The 20,920-nt window shown below is 73.4% G+C and carries 20 protein-coding genes; 8 read left to right on the forward strand and 12 right to left on the reverse strand.

What is annotated here, in order from left to right; genetic code table 11:
- Positions 1–194: 194 nt before the first annotated feature.
- Complete coding sequence (locus ACQP04_RS36515; RefSeq protein WP_433504978.1) at positions 195–1,385, reverse strand: AAA family ATPase; 1,191 nt, start codon at positions 1,383–1,385, stop codon at positions 195–197.
- Between the two features lie 117 nt (positions 1,386–1,502).
- Positions 1,503–2,333 carry a DUF1206 domain-containing protein gene (locus tag ACQP04_RS36520; RefSeq protein ID WP_433504979.1) on the reverse strand — a complete coding sequence of 277 codons (831 nt, stop codon included), beginning with the start codon at positions 2,331–2,333 and terminating at the stop codon, positions 1,503–1,505.
- Positions 2,334–2,430: 97 nt separating this feature from the next.
- Between ACQP04_RS36520 and ACQP04_RS36525 the strand changes: the two genes are divergently transcribed.
- Together ACQP04_RS36525 and ACQP04_RS36530 are read left to right on the forward strand one after the other, a co-directional pair.
- The gene (locus ACQP04_RS36525; protein WP_433504980.1) at positions 2,431–3,054 is read left to right on the forward strand and encodes an SIMPL domain-containing protein; all 624 of its coding nucleotides are present in this window, start codon (positions 2,431–2,433) and stop codon (positions 3,052–3,054) included.
- Between the two features lie 182 nt (positions 3,055–3,236).
- Entirely contained in the window at positions 3,237–3,395 is a 159-nt protein-coding gene (locus ACQP04_RS36530) for a hypothetical protein (RefSeq protein WP_156067290.1), read from the forward strand.
- A gap of 31 nt (positions 3,396–3,426) precedes the next feature.
- On the opposite strand, the gene ACQP04_RS36535 is transcribed toward ACQP04_RS36530, so the two are convergent.
- From ACQP04_RS36535 to ACQP04_RS36555, 5 genes are all read right to left on the reverse strand, one after another.
- Positions 3,427–3,918 (reverse strand): FxsA family protein, encoded by a 492-nt coding sequence (locus ACQP04_RS36535; protein WP_433504981.1) that lies wholly within the window; start codon positions 3,916–3,918, stop codon positions 3,427–3,429.
- A 98-nt stretch (positions 3,919–4,016) separates the two neighbouring features.
- Positions 4,017–5,471 (reverse strand): dihydrolipoamide acetyltransferase family protein, encoded by a 1,455-nt coding sequence (locus ACQP04_RS36540; RefSeq protein ID WP_433504982.1) that lies wholly within the window; start codon positions 5,469–5,471, stop codon positions 4,017–4,019.
- Between the two features lie 2 nt (positions 5,472–5,473).
- Positions 5,474–6,445, reverse strand: coding sequence for an alpha-ketoacid dehydrogenase subunit beta (locus ACQP04_RS36545; protein ID WP_433504983.1), 972 nt, complete (start codon positions 6,443–6,445; stop codon positions 5,474–5,476).
- Between the two features lie 5 nt (positions 6,446–6,450).
- Complete coding sequence (locus ACQP04_RS36550; RefSeq protein WP_433504984.1) at positions 6,451–7,632, reverse strand: thiamine pyrophosphate-dependent dehydrogenase E1 component subunit alpha; 1,182 nt, start codon at positions 7,630–7,632, stop codon at positions 6,451–6,453.
- A gap of 311 nt (positions 7,633–7,943) precedes the next feature.
- Positions 7,944–8,261: an antitoxin gene (locus ACQP04_RS36555; RefSeq protein WP_433504985.1), complete on the reverse strand. Its 318-nt coding sequence runs from the start codon at positions 8,259–8,261 to the stop codon at positions 7,944–7,946.
- A 206-nt stretch (positions 8,262–8,467) separates the two neighbouring features.
- On the opposite strand from ACQP04_RS36555, the gene ACQP04_RS36560 reads away from it, so the two are divergent.
- From ACQP04_RS36560 to ACQP04_RS36580, 5 genes are all read left to right on the forward strand, one after another.
- On the forward strand, positions 8,468–9,382 hold the full coding sequence (locus ACQP04_RS36560; protein ID WP_433504986.1) for an ABC transporter substrate-binding protein: 915 nt from the start codon (positions 8,468–8,470) through the stop codon (positions 9,380–9,382).
- A gap of 8 nt (positions 9,383–9,390) precedes the next feature.
- Positions 9,391–10,299, forward strand: a complete 909-nt coding sequence (locus ACQP04_RS36565) for an amino acid ABC transporter permease (protein WP_433504987.1) — start codon at positions 9,391–9,393, stop codon at positions 10,297–10,299.
- A complete protein-coding gene (locus ACQP04_RS36570) occupies positions 10,296–11,057 on the forward strand; it encodes an amino acid ABC transporter ATP-binding protein (RefSeq protein ID WP_433504988.1) in 762 nt (253 codons plus the stop codon). Before ACQP04_RS36565 ends, ACQP04_RS36570 begins: the two co-directional genes overlap by 4 nt.
- Before the next feature lie 169 nt (positions 11,058–11,226).
- Entirely contained in the window at positions 11,227–12,087 is an 861-nt protein-coding gene (locus ACQP04_RS36575) for a hypothetical protein (protein WP_433504989.1), read from the forward strand.
- Between the two features lie 128 nt (positions 12,088–12,215).
- Complete coding sequence (locus tag ACQP04_RS36580; RefSeq protein WP_433504990.1) at positions 12,216–12,698, forward strand: hypothetical protein; 483 nt, start codon at positions 12,216–12,218, stop codon at positions 12,696–12,698.
- A 14-nt stretch (positions 12,699–12,712) separates the two neighbouring features.
- On the opposite strand, the gene ACQP04_RS36585 is transcribed toward ACQP04_RS36580, so the two are convergent.
- On the reverse strand, positions 12,713–13,291 hold the full coding sequence (locus tag ACQP04_RS36585; protein ID WP_433504991.1) for a peroxidase-related enzyme: 579 nt from the start codon (positions 13,289–13,291) through the stop codon (positions 12,713–12,715).
- Between the two features lie 865 nt (positions 13,292–14,156).
- Here ACQP04_RS36585 and ACQP04_RS36590 point away from each other — a divergent pair.
- Positions 14,157–14,486 (forward strand): hypothetical protein, encoded by a 330-nt coding sequence (locus ACQP04_RS36590; RefSeq protein ID WP_433504992.1) that lies wholly within the window; start codon positions 14,157–14,159, stop codon positions 14,484–14,486.
- A gap of 142 nt (positions 14,487–14,628) precedes the next feature.
- On the opposite strand, the gene ACQP04_RS36595 is transcribed toward ACQP04_RS36590, so the two are convergent.
- The 4 genes from ACQP04_RS36595 to ACQP04_RS36610 form a co-directional block, all read right to left on the reverse strand.
- A complete protein-coding gene (locus tag ACQP04_RS36595; protein ID WP_433504993.1) occupies positions 14,629–16,644 on the reverse strand; it encodes a hypothetical protein in 2,016 nt (671 codons plus the stop codon).
- Positions 16,645–16,834: 190 nt separating this feature from the next.
- The gene (gene mctP / locus ACQP04_RS36600) at positions 16,835–18,493 is read right to left on the reverse strand and encodes a monocarboxylate uptake permease MctP (RefSeq protein WP_433504994.1); all 1,659 of its coding nucleotides are present in this window, start codon (positions 18,491–18,493) and stop codon (positions 16,835–16,837) included.
- Positions 18,490–18,759: a DUF3311 domain-containing protein gene (locus ACQP04_RS36605; protein ID WP_433504995.1), complete on the reverse strand. Its 270-nt coding sequence runs from the start codon at positions 18,757–18,759 to the stop codon at positions 18,490–18,492. Before ACQP04_RS36605 ends, mctP begins: the two co-directional genes overlap by 4 nt.
- Positions 18,760–18,964: 205 nt before the next feature.
- Positions 18,965–20,791 carry a phosphoenolpyruvate carboxykinase (GTP) gene (locus ACQP04_RS36610; RefSeq protein ID WP_433504996.1) on the reverse strand — a complete coding sequence of 609 codons (1,827 nt, stop codon included), beginning with the start codon at positions 20,789–20,791 and terminating at the stop codon, positions 18,965–18,967.
- Between the last annotated feature and the right edge of the window lie 129 nt (positions 20,792–20,920).

Here is a 20,920-nt window from a genome sequence, read left to right on the forward strand (position 1 = left end):
GTGTCGCCTCGGGCAGGTGACGGACGGCGCGGACGGACCGGACGGCGCCGCCGGGAACGAAGATGCCCCGCGGAGCTGCCAGGTCGGGGGTCCGACAGCGCCACGGGGCTACCCCAGGATTCGTCCGGTCCGGCCGGGTCGTTACGCCTGCGTCCCCGAAATACGTTCTTCACTCGTTCGGGGCAGTGGTTGGGTCAGGTGGAAGCGAGCAGGTACCGGCCGAAGTGCGGCACGGTGAAGGCGATCTGGCCGCGTTGGGCCGAGAAGACGAGGCCCTTCTTCAGCAGGCTGTCCCGTGCCGGTGACAGCGACGAGGGCTTGCGCTCGAGGTGCTGCGCGATCGTCGAGGTGACGACGGGCTCGTCCGTCCCCTCCGCCAGCTCGGCCATCGCGCGCAGGTACTCGCGCTCCGCCGGCGTGGCCCGTTCGTACCGCGACCCGAAGAACCCGACCGCCAGCTCGGCCTCCGCCTCCGGCGCGGCCAGGGCGACGTCGTCGGCCCGGATCGGGCTGGTCGGCGCGGCGTCCCAGGCGGCCTTACCGTAGGCCTGCACGAAGTAGGGGTAGCCGCCGGAGCGCTCGTAGAGCTGGTCGAGGGCCTCGGCGTCGAAGGCCGCCTCCTCGCGCTCGGCCGGCGCGATGAGGGCGAAGTCGGCGTCCTTGCGGTCCAGCTTGTCGATCCGGGCGTACTTGAACAGCCGCTCCGAGTAGGACTTCGACGCCGACAGCACGGCCGGCAGGTGCGGCAGGCCGGCGCCGACCACCACCAGGGGCATCCGGGACTGCGAGAGCTCGTGGCAGGCGGCGCAGAGGGCGGAGACGTCGTCGGGCCGCAGGTCCTGCATCTCGTCGATGAGGATCGCGATCCCGGTGGCGACCTCGCTGGCCAGCTCCGCGACCTCGGTGAACAGCTCGACCAGGTCGATCTCGATGTCGCCGGAGTCGGCGCGGCCGTTGCGCACGGGCACGTCGATACCGGGCTGCCAGCGCTCCCGCATCCGCGCGCCGTCGGGCGAGGCACGCAGGGCGAAGGCCTTGAGCACGCCCAGCACCTCGTCGACGCGCTCCTGCCGCGGGTGTTGCACCGCCAGGTCCCGGATCGCCCGGTGCAAGGCCGCCGAGAGCGGGCGGCGGAGGTCGGCGTCGGGCCGGGCCTCGATCTTCCCGGACCCCCAGCCGGCCCGGACGGCCATCGACCGCAGCTCGCCGAGCAGCACCGTCTTCCCGACGCCGCGCAGCCCGGTGAGCACGAGGCTGCGCTCCGGGCGGCCGCGCGCGACCCGTTCCAGCACGATCTCGAACGCGTCGACCTCGCGGTCCCGGCCCGCCAGCTCCGGGGGTCGCTGACCTGCGCCGGGAGCGAACGGGTTGCGCACCGGATCCATGGATCGCACGGTATCCGCGCGTCTCGCGCCGACCCTAGATTTCGCTATCCGGGGCGATGGCGTGTCGTCGATCGGTCCGTCTGCACTCGTCTAGCGCAGTGACTAGACAGCGGTAGCTCAGGCTCGACGGAAGGCCGCGTCGGCCAGGCAGTACAGCCCGAAGGCCCCGAACCCCAGCGCGACGACGACGAGCAGGGACATCCCCAGCGGCGTCTCGCCGAGGGCCCGCAGCGCGGCGTCGAGCCCGCCGGCCCGTCGCGCGTCCGAGGCCACGGCCGCGGTGAGGACCAGCACCCCGACCACGCCGAGCGCGAGCGCCCGGGCGAGGTGCCCCACCACGCCGACCGCCTCGATCGTGCGCCGGATCGCGGGGGTCAGCCGCCGGACGTCGAGATCGCCCATGAACGTCCGCTTGACCCCGGTGTAGGTCATGGTCACGCCCATCACCCCGATCGTCACGGCCACCGCCGCCACCAGCAGCCGGCCGCCGGGCAGCAGCAGGAGGTCCGCGACGACGTCGCGTGCGCCCGCGTCGCCGGACCGGGGGCCCGACCGCAGGAACGCGACGGCGATCACGGCCAGCCCGAGCATCGTCACCGCCTTGGCGACGGCGCCCGCCCGCTTGCGCACCCGCTCGCCGCCCGAGACCCAGCGGAAGCCGAGCGCGGCGGCGGTGAGCTGCCAGACCGCGAACGCGACGAGCCCGACGACCGCCACCACCAGGCCGACCGCCCCGGCACCGGTCGCGATCTCCGCGACCGCGCCCTGGGCGTCTGCCGAGCCCTTCGGCAGGCCGATCGCGATCCGCACGGCGAGCCAGGCCACCACGAGATGGACGACGCCGTAGGCGACGAGGCCGCCGCGGCCGAGGAGGTCGATGACACGGCCGGGCGCGTCGGAGCGACCGCGGCGGACCGACCGGCGCAGACGCCGGAGGGGGGCGAGCACCTCATCACGGTAACCATCGCCGCGTCTGCGCCCGTCTAGCGCCCGACCGATACTCGGGGATACGCCGCGATCGGCCGGGATCTGGGAGGCTCGGGGCGTGACCGAGAACGCACCGGAGATCGTGACCGAGGGCAACGGGTGGGTCGAGCACACGGCCGACCGCGCCGAGCTCTCCGTGGTGTTCGACGCGCGTGGGCGCAGCCGCACCGCCGCCGTCGAGGAGCTGGGTCGTCGCGTCGCCGGCGCCGAGAAGGCGCTCGGGCTGCCCGGGCTCACGGTCCGCGGCCGGCGGGTGTCGGTGCACACCGAGTACAAGGGGTCGAAGCCGTCGGGCTGCCGGGCGAGCGAGGCGATCCAGGTGCGCGTCGACGACCCGGGCGTGCTCGAGGAGGCGTTGTCGCTGCTGCTCGGGGCGGAACCGGCGGCGCTGTCCGGGCCGGCCTGGTCGCTCGCCGACCCGGACGCGGTGCTGGCGGAGGCGCAGCGACGCGCGGTGGCCGACGCCCGCCGCCGGGCCGAGGGCTACGCGGCGGCGCTGGGCGGCAGCCTGGGCCGGCTGGTGCGGCTGAGCGAGGGGCCGGAGCACGGGGCCGCGCCGATGATGGCGATGCGGGCGGCCCGGGCCGAGGGCGGGCCGGACGTCGCCGATCTGGGGCTCGAACCGGAGCCGGTGCGCGTCACCGCGCGATGCACGACGACGTGGACGTTGATCGGCTCGTGATATCGGCGCTTTTCCCGCCGAATTGCTGTTCCATCGGGTGAATCGGAGCGTCCGGGTAGCGCAGTTCCTGCCGTGGGTCCGACACTCGTTCGGAGTAGTCACTCGGTTCGTGACGGGAGGACAGCGTGGGTTCTCGAGGGGGACGGCACCGCCTGACGCGACGCACCCGGCAGGAATTGCGGATGCGCCCCGGACGACAGCGCCGGATCGGGCTGCGGGCGACCGCCCGGGCCATGCTCACCGCGGCCGTCGGCCTGCTGCTCACCGGCAGCAGCGCGGCCGTGCTGCACAACCACGGCGGCCCCGTGACGGTCGCCTTCCTGACCTCCGAGGCCGAGTAGCCACGAACACCGGGGGCGCGCCGGCGAGCGCTCAGCGCTCGTCGACCACGGTCCCCTCGATCACCATAGGACCGCCGGGGCGGTGCGGCGACTCCGTGCGCGCCCCGGGCTGGACGTCGACGACCTCGGCGTCGATCACCTGACCCTCGCTGCGGATCCGCGCGGTGCGCAGGCCGGGGTGCCGGCGCTCGGTCGACGCGACGAGCCGGCGCCGCACCAGCGCCCGGGTGGGCGGCAGCACCAGCAGCAGCCCCAGCACGTCCGTGACCAGGCCGGGCACGAACAGCAGCAGGCCGCCGACGGCGACGAGCATCCCGTCCGTGGTCTCCGAGGTGGCGACGCGCCGGTTCCGGGCCGCCTCGGCGAGGGCCTGCGCGGCCCGCAGCCCCTCCCGGCGGGCGAGCCACAGGCCCAGCACGGAGCCCGCGAGCAGCACCAGCAGGGTCGGCAGGGCGCCGATCCAGGAGCCCAGCGCGACCACGGCGACGATCTCGACCACCAGGTACAGCAGCACGAACGGCATACCCCTGCAACGCACGGGACCGGCGTTTTTCTCCCGATCATGGAGTGAACGGCGCTCTCGTTCACACCTACCGAGCGAGAGCGCCGTTCACCGGGTCATCACCAGAGCATCGCCGTCGCGGGGTCCTCGAGCAGGGCGCCGACGTCGGCGAGGAAGCGGGAGCCCTGCTCGCCGTCGACCAGCCGGTGGTCGAAGGACAGCGCCAGCTGGCACACCGTCCGCACCGTGAGCTCACCGTCGACGACCCACGGCGCGGGCTTGATCGACCCGACGGCCAGGATCGCCGCCTCGCCCGGGTTGAGGATCGGCGTGCCGGTGTCGACGCCGAACACCCCGACGTTCGTGATCGTGATCGTGCCACCGACCAGGTCCGACGGGGCCGTCTTCCCCGCCCGCGCGGTCTCGGTGAGCTCGCCGAGCGCGACGGCCAGGTCGTGCAGGTCGAGCCGGTCGGCGTCCCGGATCTTCGGCACGAGCAGGCCGCGCGGGGTCGCAGCGGCGATCCCGAGCTGGACGTGGTCGTAGTACACGATCTCGCCGGCCGGCTCGTCCCAGCTCGCGTTGACCGCCGGGGTCCGGCGCGCGGCCAGGCACACCGCCTTGGCGACGAACGCGAGCGGCGTGAGCTTGACGTCGGCGAACCGCCGCGACGCCCGCAGCCGGTCCCGCAGCGCCATGGTCTCCGTGACGTCGACCGACAGGAACTCGGTGACGTGCGGGGCCGTGAACGCGGACTGCACCATGGCCGCCGCCGTCGCCTTGCGCACCCCGCGGATCGGCTCGCGCCGCACCCCGCCGACGGACTCGGGTGCAGCTGCGGCCGGTGCGGTCACGGGTTGGGTCGCCGGGGCCGCGGTGGCACCGGTGGCACCGGTGGCACCGGTGGCCTGCGCCGAGGCCGCCGCGCGGACGTCGTCCCGCGTGATGACCCCGCCCGGGCCGGACCCGGCCAGCGCCCGCAGGTCGACGCCGAGGTCCTTCGCCAGCTTGCGCACCGGCGGCTTGGCCAGCGGGACCAGGGACTCCGGGCCCGCCGGCCGCCCGTCGTCGAGGTCCGGTGCGGCCGCCGCCGCGGCGGCCGGACCGACCTGCGCGGCCGCCTCCTCCCCGGCGACGACCGGGGCGACCTCGGGCTCCGCCACCGCGGCCGCCGCGCCGGGCACGCCCTTCCGCGGGCGCCGCCGCGCGGTGCCCTGCCGGGGGCCGTAGCCGACGAGCGTGGCGATCCGGCCGTCGGCGCCGGCCTCGCCGATCAGCGCACCCTTGCTCTCCGCCGGGCTCTCGACGGCGGGAGCCGGCTCGGGTGTGCCGCCCGCGGACGTCCGGATGGCGATGATCGGCTCGCCGACCTGCACGGTCGCGCCGGGCTCGGCCAGCAGCTCGTGGACCGTCCCCGCGAACGGCGACGGCAGCTCGACCACGGCCTTGGCCGTCTCGATCTCGACCAGGATCTGGTTGACCGCCACCGGATCGCCGGGGGCGACCTGCCAGGCCACGATCTCGGCCTCGGTCAGCCCCTCGCCGACGTCGGGCATCCGGAAGATCTCGGGCACGCTCACCACCCCAGCGCGCGGTCGACGCCGTCGAGCACGCGGTCGAGATCGGGCAGGTAGTCGTCCTCGCACTTGGAGGGCGGGTAGGGGGTGTCGAAGCCGGTCACCCGCAGCACGGGCGCCTCCAGCGAGTGGAAGCACTCCTCCTGCACCCGGGCCGCGACCTCCGAGGTCACCGACGCCTCCGACGGCGCCTCGGACACCACCACGAGCCGGCCGGTACGGCGTACTGACGCGAACACCGGCCCGAGGTCCAGCGGGGACAGCGAGCGCAGGTCGATCACCTCGATGTCCGTGCCCTCCGCCTCCGCGGCCGCCGCGGCCTCCAGGCAGGTCTTCACCAGCGGGCCGTAGCAGGCGACCGTCACGTCGGCGCCGGACCGGACGACCCTCGAGGAGAACAGCGGGGCGGGCTCGGTCTCCGAGACCTCGCCCTTCTCCCAGTACCGCCGCTTGGGCTCGAAGAAGATCACCGGGTCGTCGCTGGCGATGGCCTGGCGGATCATCCAGTGGGCGTCGTCCGGGTTCGAGCAGGCGACCACCTTGAGCCCCGCGACGTGCGCGAACAGCGACTCGGGCGACTCGCTGTGGTGCTCCACGGCGCCGATCCCGCCGCCGAACGGGATCCGCACGACGACGGGCATCGGCACCTTGCCCTGCGACCGGAACCGCACCTTGGCAAGCTGGGAGACGATCTGGTCGAAGCCGGGGAACACGAACCCGTCGAACTGGATCTCGCACACCGGGCGGAAGCCGCGGATCGCGAGGCCCACCGCGGTGCCGATGATCCCGCTCTCCGACAGCGGGGTGTCGAGCACGCGCTGCTCGCCGAAGTCCTTGGCCAGCCCGTCCGTCACCCGGAAGACGCCGCCGAGCTTGCCGACGTCCTCGCCCATCACCAGGACCTTCGGGTCGAGTTCCATCGCCGCGCGCAGCCCGGAGTTGAGCGCCTTGGCGAGCGTCATCGTGGTCATCCGTCTCACGCCCCCTCGAACGACGCGTGGTACTCCAGGTACGCCGCCTTCTCCGCCGCCAGCTGCGGCGACAGCTCGGCGTAGACCTCGGAGAACATCCGGTCCGGACCGGGGTCCGGCATGGCGACGCAGAAGGCACGGAAGCGGACGGCGAGCTCGTCCGACTCGGCCTGCACCTCGTCGAAGAAGTCCTGCCCCACGCCGTGCTCGCGCACCAGGTTCACCCGCACCCGCTCGATCGGGTCCTTGAGCTTCCACAGCTCGAGCTCGTCGGCGAGCCGGTAGCGCGAGGGATCGTCCGACGTCGTGTGCGCGTCCATGCGGTAGGTGAACGCCTCGATCAGGACGGGCCCGTTGCCGGTGCGGCACTCCTCCAGGGCCCAGCGGGTGACGGCAAGGCAGGCGAGGACGTCGTTGCCGTCGACCCGCACGCCCGGGAAGCCGTAGCCCCGCGCCCGCTGGAAGAGCGGCACCCGGGTCTGGCGTTCGAGCGGCACCGAGATCGCCCACTGGTTGTTCTGGCAGTAGAAGACGACCGGGGCGTCGTAGGCGGCCGCCCACACGAACCCCTCGTGGACGTCCCCCTGGCTGGTGGCGCCGTCGCCGAAGAAGCACATCGTGGCCTCGGCGTCCGGCCCGTCGCCGACCTTGCCCTCGAACTTCTGGCCCATGGCGTAGCCGGTGGCGTTGAGGCACTGGTTGCCGATGACGATCGTGTACAGGTGGAACCGGGCCTCGATGGGGTCCCACGAGCCGTGGTCGGTGCCGCGGAAGATGCCCAGCAGGTCCGTCGGGTCGATCCCACGACACCACGCCACGCCGTGCTCGCGGTAACTGGGGAAGATCATGTCGCGCGGGGTGGCGGCGCGGCCGGCGCCCACCTGGGCGGCCTCCTGGCCGAGCAGCGGCACCCAGATGCCCAGCTGGCCCTGGCGCTGCAGGGCGTTGCCCTCGCGGTCGACGCGGCGGACCAGGACCATGTCGCGGTAGTAGCCCTTGAGCTCCTCGGCGCCGACGTCGTCGGCCCAGGAACCGAACCGGTCGTCGGACACCCGCTGCCCCTCGGGGGTCAGCAGCTGGACGAGCTCGGCGCCGCCCTCGTCGGTGCCGTGCAGTCCGGACAGGACGTGCTCGCGGGTCGGTGCGGATCGGGGATCGGTCGGGACCCAGCTCTGTGGACGGGACACGCGTTCCTCCTCGTGCTCACGACACGCGGGGTCCGTGCTGTGGCACACCGCCCGCGGGCCGACGGACGGCCGGCGGCGGACCACTCGGGTGTGTGGGCCGCCCCGCGCCGGACGTCCTCTGAGGTGATAGTGGCACGGCTCGCGCCGGCAGGGGGACCGCGAGATCCCACAGGATCGGGCGGCGGGGCGTGCGTGGGGCCACGGCTCCGTTCGGCGTCCGATCCTCGGGCCTCGGAACGATCACCGCCGGGAACGACGACGGCCCGGCCACCTCGACGAGGTGACCGGGCCGCGCGTGCGCGTCGCGGGTGTCAGCCGCGGTAGGGGGCGGTGGGCGGGTCGGTCGGACCCTGCTGCCCGTGGCCCTGCTGGCCGTAGCCCGGCTGCCCCTGCTGGCCGTAGCCCTGCTGAGGGCCCCGGCCCTGCTGGCCGTGGATGCCGGCGGCACCCTTGGCCTTCTGCGCGGCGCCGTGGATCTGGCCCGAGTACTTGCCCTTCGTCTGCTTGTCGACGAACTGGGCGGCCTGGTCGACGAACTTCCCGGCCTTGTCCGGGTTCTTCTTCGCGTAGCGGCGCGCCGCCTCCGCGGCACCCGCCAGCGCGCCGAGCTTCTTGAACAAGCCCGCCATGCGCTTCCTCCCGTCGTGTCCGGTGTCGTCCACCGTCCGTTCCACACCGTCAACGCCCGGTGATATGTCCTGGTTCCCGCGATCCGCGGCGGCCAACCATGTGTCCGTCGGGTAACGGACGATCGTTCCGGGATGTCCTTCCGGCAGCCAGGTGGCAGCATCCCGACGACCGCGCCACCCGCGCGGACCGAAGAGGAGGTGCCGGCGTGTCCGCCCGAAACCGAACCATCCCCGCCGCGCTGGCCGCGGCGGCCCTCGCCGTCGTCCTGGCCGGGTGCGGCTCCAGCGGCGACGGCTCCGGCGGCGGTGGCGCCGGCGCGAGCTCCGCCCCGGCCGTCCCGGCGGCCGCGAAGGACGACGCCCTCGCGGCCAAGGTCCCCGCCTCCGTCTCCGCCGACGGCAAGCTCGTCTTCGGTACGGACGCCTCGTACCCGCCCAACGAGTTCACCGACACCGACGGCCGCACCATCATCGGGATGGACGTGGACCTCGGCACGGCGATCGCGCAGAAGCTGGGGCTGCAGGCCGAGTTCCAGAACAGCCAGTTCTCCGGGATCATCCCCGGCATCGACGGCGCCCGGTACGAGGCCGGAATGTCGTCGTTCTCGATCACGCCCGAGCGCACGGCGACCGTCGACATGGTCAGCTACTTCACCGCCGGCACCAGTCTGGCCGTGAAGGCGGGCAACCCGGACGGGCTGAACCCGGACGACCTCTGCGGCAAGGGGATCGGCGTCCAGGCCGGCACCACGCAGGCCGAGGAGGTCGTGACCCGCAGCCAGGAGTGCACCTCCCAGGGCAAGCCGGCGATCCAGGTGACCGAGCTGCAGCAGCAGACGGACGTCACGCTCGCGCTGACCTCGTCGCGCATCGTCGGCATGCTCTCCGACTCCCCGGTCGCCGCGTACGCCGTGACCACCACGAACAAGGCCGTGGAGGTCGTCGGCGAGCCGTACGACACCGCGCCCTACGGCGTCGTCCTCAAGAAGGGGCAGGCGGAGTTCCCGCAGGCGGTCCAGGGCGCGATCCAGGCGCTGATGGACGACGGCACCTACAAGGCCATCCTCGACAAGTGGAACGTCGGCAACGGGGCCATCCCGACGTCGCAGATCAACGCCTGAGCGACCCGATGTCAGCTCCGCCGGGCCGTCCCGAGCCCATGAACGCCGTCCCGGTCCGGCACCCGGGGCGGTGGGTCGCCGTGGCCGTCCTGGCGGTGCTGGCCGCCATGCTCGTCCACACGATCCTGACCAACGACGGCTTCGGCTGGCCCGTCGTCGGGGACTACCTGTTCTCGCCGCCCGTGCTCAACGGGCTGAAGAACACGCTGGTCCTGACGGTGCTGTCCATGGTGATCGGCATCGTCGGCGGCGTCCTGCTCGCCGTGATGCGGCTGTCGCCGAACTGGATCCTCAGCTCGGTCGCCGCGCTCTACATCTGGGTGTTCCGCGGCACGCCGCTGATCGCGCAGCTGCTGTTCTGGAACTTCCTGTCGGCGCTCTACCCGCGGCTGTCGCTCGGGATCCCGTTCGGGCCGGAGTTCGTCTCCTTCGACACCAACCAGCTGATCAACCAGTTCGCGGCCTGCCTGCTCGGCCTCGGGCTCAACGAGGCCGCGTACATGGCCGAGATCGTGCGCGGCGGCATCGCCTCGGTCGAGCACGGCCAGACCGAGGCGGCCGGCGCGCTCGGCATGTCCCGCGCCCAGACGCTTCGCCGCATCGTGCTGCCGCAGGCGATGCGGGTGATCATCCCGCCGACGGGCAACGAGACGATCTCGATGCTGAAGACCTCGTCGCTCGTCGTCGTGATCGGGTACTTCGAGCTGCTCACGTCCGTGCAGCGGATCTACTCGGTCAACTTCCAGACCATCCCGCTGCTCATCGTGGCGGCGATCTGGTACCTGGCGCTGACGTCGATCCTGTCCGTCGGGCAGGGCTTCATCGAGCGGCGCTACGGGCGCGGGCTGCAGACCGGGCCGCCCGGCCCCTCGCTGTTCGGGTTCCTGCGCCGGACGCCGGAGGAGGCCGCCGCATGACGCCCATGGTCGAGGCCCTCGGCATCCACAAGAGCTTCGGGCCCACGCAGGTGCTGCGCGGAGTGGACCTCGTCGTGCAGCCCGGCGAGGTCAGCTGCGTGATCGGGCCGTCCGGATCGGGCAAGTCCACGCTGCTGCGCTGCATCAACCACCTGGAGCGGATCGACTCCGGGCGGCTGCGGGTCGACGGGCACCTGGTCGGCTACCGGGAACGCGGCGGGAAGCTCTACGAGATGCGCGAGTCCGAGGTCGCGCACCAGCGGCGGGACATCGGCATGGTGTTCCAGCGGTTCAACCTCTTCCCGCACAAGACGGCGATCGAGAACGTCATGGAGGCGCCGGTCATCGTGCGCCGCCAGGACAAGGCCGCGGCGAAGGCGCGGGCCGTGGAGCTGCTCGACCGGGTGGGCCTGGCGGACCGGCGGGACAACTACCCGTCGCAGCTCTCCGGCGGGCAGCAGCAGCGCGTCGCCATCGCGCGGGCGCTCGCCATGTCGCCGCGCCTGATGCTGTTCGACGAGCCGACCTCGGCGCTCGACCCCGAGCTCGTCGGCGAGGTGCTCGACGTCATGCGCGGGCTCGCGCGCGAGGGCATGACGATGGTCGTGGTCACCCACGAGATGGGCTTCGCCCGTGAGGTCGGCGACGCCCTCGTGTTCATGGACGAGGGCGTGATCGTGGAGCAGGGCGCGCCGCGGGAGGTGCTCGGCAACCCGCAGCACGAGCGGACGAAGGCGTTCCTGTCCAAGGTGCTGTAGCTGCGACGGCTGCTGTGCCCGGTGCGTTGGGGCCGGTGCGCGCCGGGGCCGGGGCGCGCCGGGGCCGGTGCGCGGTGGGGCCGATGCGCCGGGCGCCGTGACGGACGCCGCAGAAGTGGGCGAAGCACCCGAATCGGGCGCCGACCTGGTGGGATGACACGATCGTGGGGTGCGCACCCGAGGACTGACCCGGCTCGTCGCGGCCGTGCTGGCGGCCGGGGCGGTGCTCGTGGGCGGCGTCGGTTGCGCGACCACCCCCGCGCCGCCCGTCGGCGTCGTCCAGCAGCCGCTGCCCGAGGTGGCCGCCGATCCGGCGCTCGCCGCGATGCTCCCGCCGGCGCTGCAGGGCGGGACGCTACGCATCGCCGTGCCCGGGGTGGCCCGGCCGGCGAGCGGGGCCGAGGAGGAGCTCGGCGGCGCGTTGGCCGCCCGGCTCGGCCTTCGGTCGTTGTCCGACGGGGTCTCCGCGACGGCGCTGCCGCGAGCCCTCGTGGGTGCCCGGCACGACGTCGGGATCCTGCCGGTCCCGGTGCCCGAGGACCCGCTGGGCGGCAGCGTGCTGCCGTGGCTCGAGGCCCGCACCGCGATCGTCACACCGCCCGGCAACCCCGACCGCGTCGAGCCGACCACGCTCTGCGGGCACCGCATCGGCGTCGTCGCCGGGTCGGCGCAGCACGCGGGGGTCACCGAGGAGAACCTGCACTGCACGGACAACCGGCGGCCGGAGATCGAGATCGTGCCGGTCGGCGGGGCCGAGGACGCCACCCGGCGCCTGCTCGCGGACCAGCTCGAGGCCTTCGTCGCCGACGCCCCGGCCGCCGGCCACGCCGTCGTCCTCGGGAAGGGGAAGCTGGCGCTGCCCGGCGCCCCGTACGGCGAGGGCACGGCCGGCATGATCGTGGACAACCGTGCGGTCCCGGCCGTCCGCGCCGCGCTGGCCTCGCTGATCGCCGACGGCACCTACGCCGCCGTCCTCGACAGGTGGCTGCTCCGCGACCTCGCGATCGACGCCGCCGCCGTGCGCTCGTGACGCACCCGTGACCCGTTCGTCCTGATCCCGTGGCCAACCCGGCCGCGGTCGGTGCCCGTCCTCGTCAGTCCTGACGAAGATCGTCCGGATGCGGTTGCACGCGGACCGTCTCCACCGATCGACACCCCGTGATCCGCTCCCGCACCGCCGTCGCCGTCGGTCTCCCCGCACTCCTCGCCGCCCTGCTCGCCGGCTGCGGCTCGTCGTCCGCCACCCCGGTGTCGTTCGCCGCCGCCCCGACGACGAGCCGCCCGGCGGCGATCACGACCATGACGACTCCGCCGCCGACGACCACCGCCGCGGCCGTGGTCGCCCCCGCGACGGTCCCGCACACGACGCGCGCCACCACCACGCGTCCGCCGGCCCCCCGGACCACCGTGGTGCGCGCGGCCGCCCCGACGACCCGCCCGCCGGTCCGGACCACCACGCCGGCCGCCCGGGCCGCGTCGAACTGCGACCCGAACTACTCCGGCTGCGTGCCCGTCGACTCCGACGTGGACTGCGAGGGCGGCAGCGGCAACGGGCCCTCGTACGTCCGCGGGCCGGTGCGGGTCACCGGGAGCGACATCTACGGCCTCGACGCCGACAAGGACGGCACCGGGTGCGAGTGACCGCTCGCGCGTGATCAGCGCGGCAGGCGGCCCATCAGGAAGAACTCCGGGTTGGGCCGCAACGCCGTCAGGTGGGCCATGCGGTTCGAGAGGGCGAAGAGGGCGGTGATGGCGCCGACGTCCCAGATCTCGTCGTCCGTGAGGCCGGCGGCGCGGGCGTCGTCGAGCTCGGCGTCGGTGAGCGCGGCGGAGTCGGTGGCGATCAGCAGCGCGAGGTCCACGATGGCCCGCTCGCGCCGGCTCAGCTCCACCGCGTAGGGGTTCGTCGCGACCCGGTCCGCGATCTCGGGGTCCTTCGCGCGGATGCGCAGGATCGCGCCGTGCGCCACCACGCAGTAGGTGCAGTGGTTGGCGCCCGACGTCGCCACCACGATCAGCTCGCGCTCCGCCTTGCTCAGGCCGTCGTCCGAGTCCATCAGCGCGTCGTGGTAGTCGAGGAAGGCGCGCAGCTCGCGGGGGCGCCTCGCCAGGGCGCGGAAGACATTGGGCACGAACCCGGACTTCTCGGCGATCGCACCGATCCGTTCGCGCAGGTCCTCGGGCATGTCCTCCAGCTCCACGTGCCCGAAGCGGCTCACCGCGTGATCTCCCATGGCCGCGACCGTACCTCCGGTGGTGCCTCCCGGACACGCCCGGAGGCCCCACCCTCTCCAACTCGGCGGGAGTACCCGGCGGGGAGCGCGTGGCGGGCCCGGCACACCCCGGAACGCGCGGCATCGGGTCCCGGCCGATGGCGTTCGGCAGCGAGGGGCACTCCGGCACACCCGGTGGGGGCGCTCGCACACCCGGAGCGGCGCGACACACCCGGTGGGGAGCGCTCGCACACCACTTCGGTTCGCGGCACACCCCGTCGACGGCCCGCGGGACGCCCCGACGGTTGTGCGACCGATCGCTCACCGACGCCGGCGGCGCCTACGGCCGTTGCGAAGAGCTCGCACGCCAGGACGCACGGCAGCTCCAGCAGGTGTGCGAGCGGTCGAGGGTAGGGCGGTGCTCGGGTAGGGCGGTGCTCGGGTAGGGCGCGGTCGTCGAGTAGAGCTCGCCGGAGGGCGCAATGCTCGGGTGGGACGCGGTGAGTGCGGCGCGGAGCTCGGGCGAGCCACCGTGAGCACGAGCGCGCTCTTCGAGGTCGGTGACCGTCGTCGAGCAGAGCCCGCACACCCTGCGGGACGTCCCGCGGGCTGTCGACAGGGTGTGAGAGGGAGCCAGCGGGTGTGCCATCACGCTCTGACGGGTGCGCGGCGGCCGACCAGGTGTGCCGCGGTGCTGTGACGGGTGCGCGGCGGCCGAGCGGGTGTGCCGCGACGCCCGGGCGGGTGTGCGGCGACCGGTCGGGAATGCGGCGACCGGTCGGGTGTGCCGCGGCGCTCGGGCGGGCGGTGCGGGCGGGTAACCGGCGGAGAACATCCGGGGCGTGGTCCTTCCCCGGCGGGCCGGCAAACGTCATCATCTGCGGGCATGGGGGTGCCCGAGGAGATCCGTACCCGGTTGTCCGACTGGTGTGCGGACTGCCTGTCCGCCGAGGAGCGCGAGCACCGCCGGATCGCGTACACGACCGTGGGCGACCACGTCACGATCCTCGACCGCCGCCCGCCGGCGTTCCCCGAGCTGGGCGCGGTGTGGTCCTCGACCCCGCTCGCCCAGCTCCGCAAGGAGCGCGACAGCGGCCGGTGGGTGCTCTACATCCCGACGGTCTCGGGGGAGCGCTGGGAGCGCCAGGAGCCCTCGGCCGACGACCCGTTCGTGCTGCTCGACCGTATCCGCTCGGCCCTCCGCGCCGCGGGCTGAGGACCGCTCGGTTCTCGTCGCGCACCGGCCGCCGATCAGCGGCCGAGCACTGTCCGAGCCCGCCATCGCGACGTCCACCTCGGTACGCCGACAGCCCGCCTTCGCGACTCCGGTCCGTCCATGCAGACGCGCCCGGCAGCCCTCAGGCTCCCGCCTGCTCCCGCCGCGGCGCCTCGGGGCGGCGGGCAGTGGGGAGGCGCACCACCCGCCCACCGGGGTCGGGCGGACGCGGCGGGGCGACGACCGGGGCCTCGGCCCGCTGCAGCGCCCCGAGGACGGTCGGCCCGGTGTCGGCGGAGTGCGCGTCGGCCACCGCGAGGAGCCGCGGGGCCGCCGCGGCCACCAGCAACCGCTCGACGGAGAGCTCGGCGGCATCGAGCACCACGACGGCGTCGAGCACGTCGTCGGCCGGCAGCCGGGACAGCAGCGACTCCAGCGGCACGCTCCACACGAACCCGCGCCCGTCGGCGTAGGCCCGCGCCGCCTCCGGGTCCTCGGCGCGGAGCCGGGCCAGCAGCTCGTCGCAGCGGGCCTGGTCGGCGGCGGCCCGCCGGGCCGGCGCGAGGGCGGCGAGGGCGGCCTCGTAAGCATGGTCGTCCCGCGCGCGTAGGGCCTCGACGGCCGCGCGGTGCCCTTCGACCAGCTCGGCGAGCGGGGCGTCGCCGGCGAGCCCGTCCGCGATCGCGTCCAGCCGGGCGGCCGCCTCGGGGGCGGACCCGTGCTCGGCGACCTCGAGGATCCCGGCGGCCACGCGCTCGGCGGCGGCGAGGTCCGGCACGGCGATGGGCGAGGTGGGGTGCAGGAACAGGACGTCGTGACGCAGCTGGCCGACCGCCCGCGCCGCCTCGTCGACCAGGTCCAGCCCGGTGACGAGCGCGCGCAGGTCGCCGACGTCGTTCGGGGTCGGGATGCCCAGCGCGCGGCACCCCTCGTCGACGGCGGTGAGCCGGCCCGCGAGCTCGACGTGCAGGACGGCGGCGTGCACCGACCGGGCGTCGGCGGGGACCTGCCCGCCCACCCGGATCAGGTCGAGGACCGGCTGCACCTCCCGCTGCACGCCGTTGCGGAAGCGCCGCCGGGCGCGGCCGCCGGAGTCGAGGTACTCGCGGAAGTCGACGAGCAGCTCGTGGGCGTGCGGGGGCAGCGCGCCCACGAGCGTGACGAGCGGCAGGTCCCGCGAGCGGTCGGCGAGGGTGAGGGCTGCGGCGGAGGCCGACCGCAACGCGTCGAACACCGGCCGGTGGCGGGAGTGCACGAGGTCGGGGAGCAGCGGCCACACCCAGGAGTCCTCGCGCGGGCCGAGGGCGTCGAGGGCGGCACGCACCGCACGGGCGACGCTGGCGACGGCCGCGAGCCGCGGCTCGTCGAGCGTGGTGAGGACGTCCCGCAGCAGGTCCGGTACGCCGGTGCGCGCCCGCGCAGCGCCGGCGGCGTTGGCGCACAGGGCCCGGATCTCGTCGACCGGTGGGAACGCGGGCGGCGGCGGGATCTCGCGTCCGGCCTGGTCCCGACGGGCCGGGGTGGCCGTGGCGAGGAGCAGCCGCAGCTCGCGCTGCTCGGGTCCGGTGAGGGCCGGCAGCCGGTCGACGGTCGGGGCGACCGCGTCGAGCCTGGCCAGGTCGGCCGCGGTCACGGCGACCCGCAGGCCGGCCCGCGCGAGACCGTCGACGGCCGCCGCGATCTCGGTCGGGCGGTGACCCTCGAGGACCAGGAAGGACTCGGTGCGGACGGCCGCGACGACGTCCGTGAGCGGTGCCGGGCTCTCGGACGCGGTGCGCTGCCGCGGCACGACCGGCGCGACGGCGTCCGTCACCGTCGCCGCCTCGGCCCCGGCGAGGGCCTCGGCGAGCCGGCGCAGCCCGGCCGGGGCGGCGCCCGCCTGCATCCGGACCCGGACCTGCTCGGCCGCGGCGAGCGTGGCCGCGTCGGCCGGGGGCGGCCCGGACGGGCCACCTGCGGGAGTGGCGGACTCCGCCTCGTCGGCGGCGCGTTCGGCCAGCCGCTCGACGAGGTCGCCCAGCCCGTCGCCCTCCGGGGGCGCGCCCGCGCGCGGATGGGCGTCGTCGGCACCCTCCGCCACGAGCTCCTCCTCCGGCTCACCGTCCCGCCCGGTACCCGCCGTGTGCAGGTGGCGGACCACACGTCGGATCTCCGCCATGACTCACCTCCCGCCACCGCCGTTCCCGGCGGTCACCGGGGGTATCGCTCAGGCGGCCCCGATGTTCCACCCCGGTGGCGTGGTCCTGCAACACGTACGGGACGACCCGGTCACGCGGCGCGCTCGTTCGGCCGCACGAGCACACCGCACTCGCCCGACCGGGCGTCGGGCGTTCACCTCACGGTCGGTGTCAGTGCGTCAGCACGTCCGCGACCGGCTTGAGTCGCTTCGAGTGCTCGTCGGCGTGGTAGTCCGGGCCCTGCGTGGCGTCGGCGCCGTTGCCGACCTTCATCGCATGCAGCACCGCGGACACGACGACCGCCACCACCAGATTGAGGATCAGCGCCACGAAGCCCACGTAGATCTGCACCTGGGAGCCGGCGAACGGGTGCCAGCCGAAGACGGTCAGCTTGTCCAGGGTCAGCGCGGAGCCGCCGAAGTGCGCCCTGCCCGTCGCCGGGTTCGGGATGAGGTAGAGCAGGTACATCCCGTACGCCATGCCGACGAGCCAGCCCGCCACCAGCGCCCAGCGGTGCAGCCAGCGGGTGTAGAGCGCGATCGCCACGGCCGGCAGCGTCTGCAGGATGATCACGCCGCCGATGAGCTGCAGGTCGATCGAGAACTGCGGGTCGACGAACAGCACGAACGCCACCGCCCCGAACTTGACGACGAGCGAGGCCAGCTTGGCCTGCCGCGCCTCCTGGGACGGCGTCGCGGAGCGGTGGATGTACTCCTTGTAGATGTTGCGCGTCCAGAGGTTGGCGGCCGCGATCGACATGATCGCCGCCGGCACCAGGGCCCCGATGCCGATGGCCGCGAAGGCGACGCCCGCGAACCAGTCCGGGAACTGGCCCTCGAACAGCACGGGGATGATCGTGTTGGTGTCCGGGCGCCCGGTCGCGTTGTTCGTGATCGGCTTGGAGCCCGCGGCGATCGCGACGTAGCCGAGCAGCGCCAGCAGCCCGAGCAGCAGCGAGTACGCCGGCAGCGCCACCATGTTCCGCTTGAGCACGTCCCGCCCGCGCGACGCGAGCACGCCGGTGAGCGAGTGCGGGTAGAGGAACAACGCGAGCGCCGACCCCAGCGCCAGGGTGATGTACTGCAGCTGGTTGTTGCCGGTCAGCAGGATCGAGCCCGCCGGCTTGCCGGTCGCCGGGCTCGGCTGGGCCAGCTTGTCCGAGGCCGCGCCGAAGATGTCCGACCAGCCGCCGAACTTGGCGGGCAGGTAGATCACGGCCACGAGGATGACCAGGTAGATCAGGATGTCCTTGACGAACGCGATCAGCGCGGGCGCCCGCAGCCCGGACTGGTAGGTGTAGACCGCGAGGATCACGAACGCGACCAGCAGCGGCAGGTGCCCGGCGATGCCGGTGCCGTTGAGCCCCATCGTCCGCAGCACGGCCTCGAGGCCCACGAGCTGCAGCGCGATGTAGGGCATCGTGGCGACGATGCCGGTGATCGCCACGAGGAAGGCCAGCAGCGAGCTGCCGTAGCGGCCCCGCACGAAGTCCGCCGGCGTCACGTAGCCGTGCACCCGGGAGACCGACCACATCCGCAGCACCGGCAGGAAGACGATCGGGTACAGCACCACGGTGTAGGGCAGCGCGAAGAAGCCCATCGCGCCGGCCCCGAACATCAGCGCGGGCACCGCGACGAAGGTGTAGGCCGTGTAGAGGTCACCGCCGACGAGGAACCAGGTGATCCACGAGCCGAACTTGCGCCCGCCCAGGCCCCACTCGTCGAGATGGTCGAGCCCGCCGCCCCGCTGCCAGCGCGAGGCGATGAAGCCCATCACCGTCACCACGAGGAAGAGGACGACGAAGACGGACAGCTCCACCCACTGGATCATCGCCGCGCCCCCTCGTCGAGGTCGTCGACCCGCTCGTCGACGTCGGGCGCGTACTCACCGTCGCCCTTCGTCCGCAGGTAGACGACGAGCACGCACACGACGCCCACCGGCACCCACAGGAACTGGGACCAGTAGAAGAACGGCATCCCGAACACCACCGGGTCCGTGCTGTTGAACCACGGCGTGACGAGCATCAGCAGCGGGACCAGGAGCAGCAGGTTCCACGGGCTCCAGCGGAACCCGGACCGGCCTTCGTGTGCGGCCATGACTCCCCGATTCGATCGACGACGATCAGCCTGCGCCTCGGCCTTGCGCCAGGAATTGGCCTCGGACGCGCGCATCGTAGGTCGGTCCTGCGGAGATCGCCGGATCACGCGCCGGGGCGGCGGTCACGGCACCCGGACGGGACCGCCGCGGAACGCGGAACGGCCCGCCCCGGAGATCCGGGGCGGGCCGTCCGTACGGCTCGGGTCAGAGGCCGAGGCGCTGCTTGAGGTTCTCGAGCTCGTCGCGCATCGAGGTCGGCAGCTTGTGGCCGACCTTGGCGAACCACTCCTCGATGAGCGGGATCTCCTGCTTCCACTCCTCGGGGTCGACGGCGAGCGCGGCCGCGACGTCCTCGGCGCTGGCGTCGACGCCCTCGAGGTCCATCTGGTCCGGCGTGGGCACGTAGCCGATCGGGGTCTCGGCCGCCGCGGCCTTGCCCTCGATCCGCTCGATGACCCACTTCAGCACGCGGCTGTTCTCGCCGAAGCCCGGCCACAGGAAGCGGCCGTCCTCGCCGCGGCGGAACCAGTTGACGTAGAAGATCCGCGGCAGCTTGCTCGCGTCCGCGTCCTTGCCGACCTTCACCCAGTGCTGGAAGTAGTCGCCGACGTTGTAGCCGAGGAACGGAAGCATGGCCATCGGGTCACGGCGCACCTGGCCGAGCCCGCCGGCCGCGGCCGCGGTCTTCTCCGACGACATCGTGGCGCCCATGAAGGTGCCGTGCTGCCAGTCGCGGGCCTCGGTCACCAGCGGGACCGTGGTCTTGCGGCGGCCGCCGAACAGGATCGCCGAGATCGGCACGCCCTGCGGGTCCTGCCACTCCGGCGCCACGACCGGGCACTGCGAGATCGGCACGGTGTAGCGGGAGTTCGGGTGCGCGGCGTCGGACTCGGACCCGGGCGTCCAGTCGTTGCCCTTCCAATCCTTGAGGTGCTGCGGGTCGCCCTCCAGGCCCTCCCACCAGACGTCGCCGTCGTCCGTGAGCGCGACGTTGGTGAAGATCGCGTTCCCGGCCTCGATGGTGCGCATCGCGTTCGGGTTGGTCTTCCAGTTCGTGCCCGGCGCGACGCCGAAGAAGCCGAACTCGGGGTTGACCGCGTAGAGCCGGCCGTCCTCGCCGAAGCGCATCCAGGCGATGTCGTCCCCGACGGTCTCGGCGCGCCAGCCCGGGACGGTCGGCTGCAGCATCGCCAGGTTGGTCTTGCCGCACGCCGACGGGAAGGCCGCCGCGACGTAGTAGGACTTCTCCTCCGGGCTGATCAGCTTGAGGATCAGCATGTGCTCGGCGAGCCAGCCCTCGTCGTGCGCGATGGCGGAGGCGATCCGCAGCGCGTAGCACTTCTTGCCCAGCAGCGCGTTGCCGCCGTAGCCGGAGCCGAAGGACCAGATCTCCCGGGTCTCCGGGAAGTGGGTGATGTACTTCGTGTCGTTGCAGGGCCAGGGCACGTCCTTCTGCCCCGGCTCGAGGGGCGCACCGACCGAGTGCACCGCCGGGACGAACTTCTCGCCTGCGGGGCCGTCCAGCAGCGGCAGCACCGAGGCGCCCATCCGGGTCATGATCTTCATCGAGACCACGACGTACTCGGAGTCGGTGATCTCGACGCCCAGCATGGGCTCCTCGGCGTCGAGCGGGCCCATGCAGAACGGGATCACGTACATCGTGCGGCCGCGCATGCAGCCGCGGAAGAGCCCCCGCAGCGTCTCGCGCATCTCCGTGGGGTCGGCCCAGTTGTTGGTGGGACCCGCGCCCTCCTCCGTGGCCGAACAGATGAAGGTGCGCTCCTCGACCCGCGCGACGTCGTCCGGGTCGGAGGCGGCGTAGAAGCTGTTGGGCTTCTTCTCCTCGTTCAGCTTGACGAAGGTGCCGGCCTCGACGAGGCGACTGGTCATACGGTCCCACTCGGCCTCGGACCCGTCGCACCAGACGACGGCCTCCGGTGCGGTCAGCTCCGCGATCTCACGCACCCATGACAGCAGGCGCGCGTTGGTCGTGGGCGCATCGTCGATCCCTGGGACGGTCGCTGCGGTCATGTGAGTCTCCTAGCCTGGCCGGCCCCCGTTCCCCGGCCGGGGAATGCTGGCAGAGCCTCGCCTGGTCGGGACGAGGCTCGTAACGGGGAAAGATGACTACAGAGGTTACCGGGCAGACCCTGTTCCACA

Origin of the sequence: Pseudonocardia halophobica (assembly GCF_050948485.1) — a bacterium.
GTDB lineage: Bacteria > Actinomycetota > Actinomycetes > Mycobacteriales > Pseudonocardiaceae > Pseudonocardia > Pseudonocardia halophobica.

Coding starts and splice junctions, on each gene's coding strand:
- ACQP04_RS36515 (WP_433504978.1), bottom strand. CDS start 1,385: ATGGATCCGGTGCGCAACCCGTTCGCTCCCGGCGCAGGTCAGCGACCC.
- ACQP04_RS36530 (WP_156067290.1), top strand. CDS start 3,237: ATGCGCCCCGGACGACAGCGCCGGATCGGGCTGCGGGCGACCGCCCGG.
- ACQP04_RS36535 (WP_433504981.1), bottom strand. CDS start 3,918: ATGCCGTTCGTGCTGCTGTACCTGGTGGTCGAGATCGTCGCCGTGGTC.
- ACQP04_RS36545 (WP_433504983.1), bottom strand. CDS start 6,445: ATGACCACGATGACGCTCGCCAAGGCGCTCAACTCCGGGCTGCGCGCG.
- ACQP04_RS36555 (WP_433504985.1), bottom strand. CDS start 8,261: ATGGCGGGCTTGTTCAAGAAGCTCGGCGCGCTGGCGGGTGCCGCGGAG.
- ACQP04_RS36565 (WP_433504987.1), top strand. CDS start 9,391: ATGTCAGCTCCGCCGGGCCGTCCCGAGCCCATGAACGCCGTCCCGGTC.
- ACQP04_RS36570 (WP_433504988.1), top strand. CDS start 10,296: ATGACGCCCATGGTCGAGGCCCTCGGCATCCACAAGAGCTTCGGGCCC.
- ACQP04_RS36585 (WP_433504991.1), bottom strand. CDS start 13,291: ATGGGAGATCACGCGGTGAGCCGCTTCGGGCACGTGGAGCTGGAGGAC.
- ACQP04_RS36590 (WP_433504992.1), top strand. CDS start 14,157: ATGGGGGTGCCCGAGGAGATCCGTACCCGGTTGTCCGACTGGTGTGCG.
- ACQP04_RS36595 (WP_433504993.1), bottom strand. CDS start 16,644: ATGGCGGAGATCCGACGTGTGGTCCGCCACCTGCACACGGCGGGTACC.
- mctP (WP_433504994.1), bottom strand. CDS start 18,493: ATGATCCAGTGGGTGGAGCTGTCCGTCTTCGTCGTCCTCTTCCTCGTG.
- ACQP04_RS36605 (WP_433504995.1), bottom strand. CDS start 18,759: ATGGCCGCACACGAAGGCCGGTCCGGGTTCCGCTGGAGCCCGTGGAAC.
- ACQP04_RS36610 (WP_433504996.1), bottom strand. CDS start 20,791: ATGACCGCAGCGACCGTCCCAGGGATCGACGATGCGCCCACGACCAAC.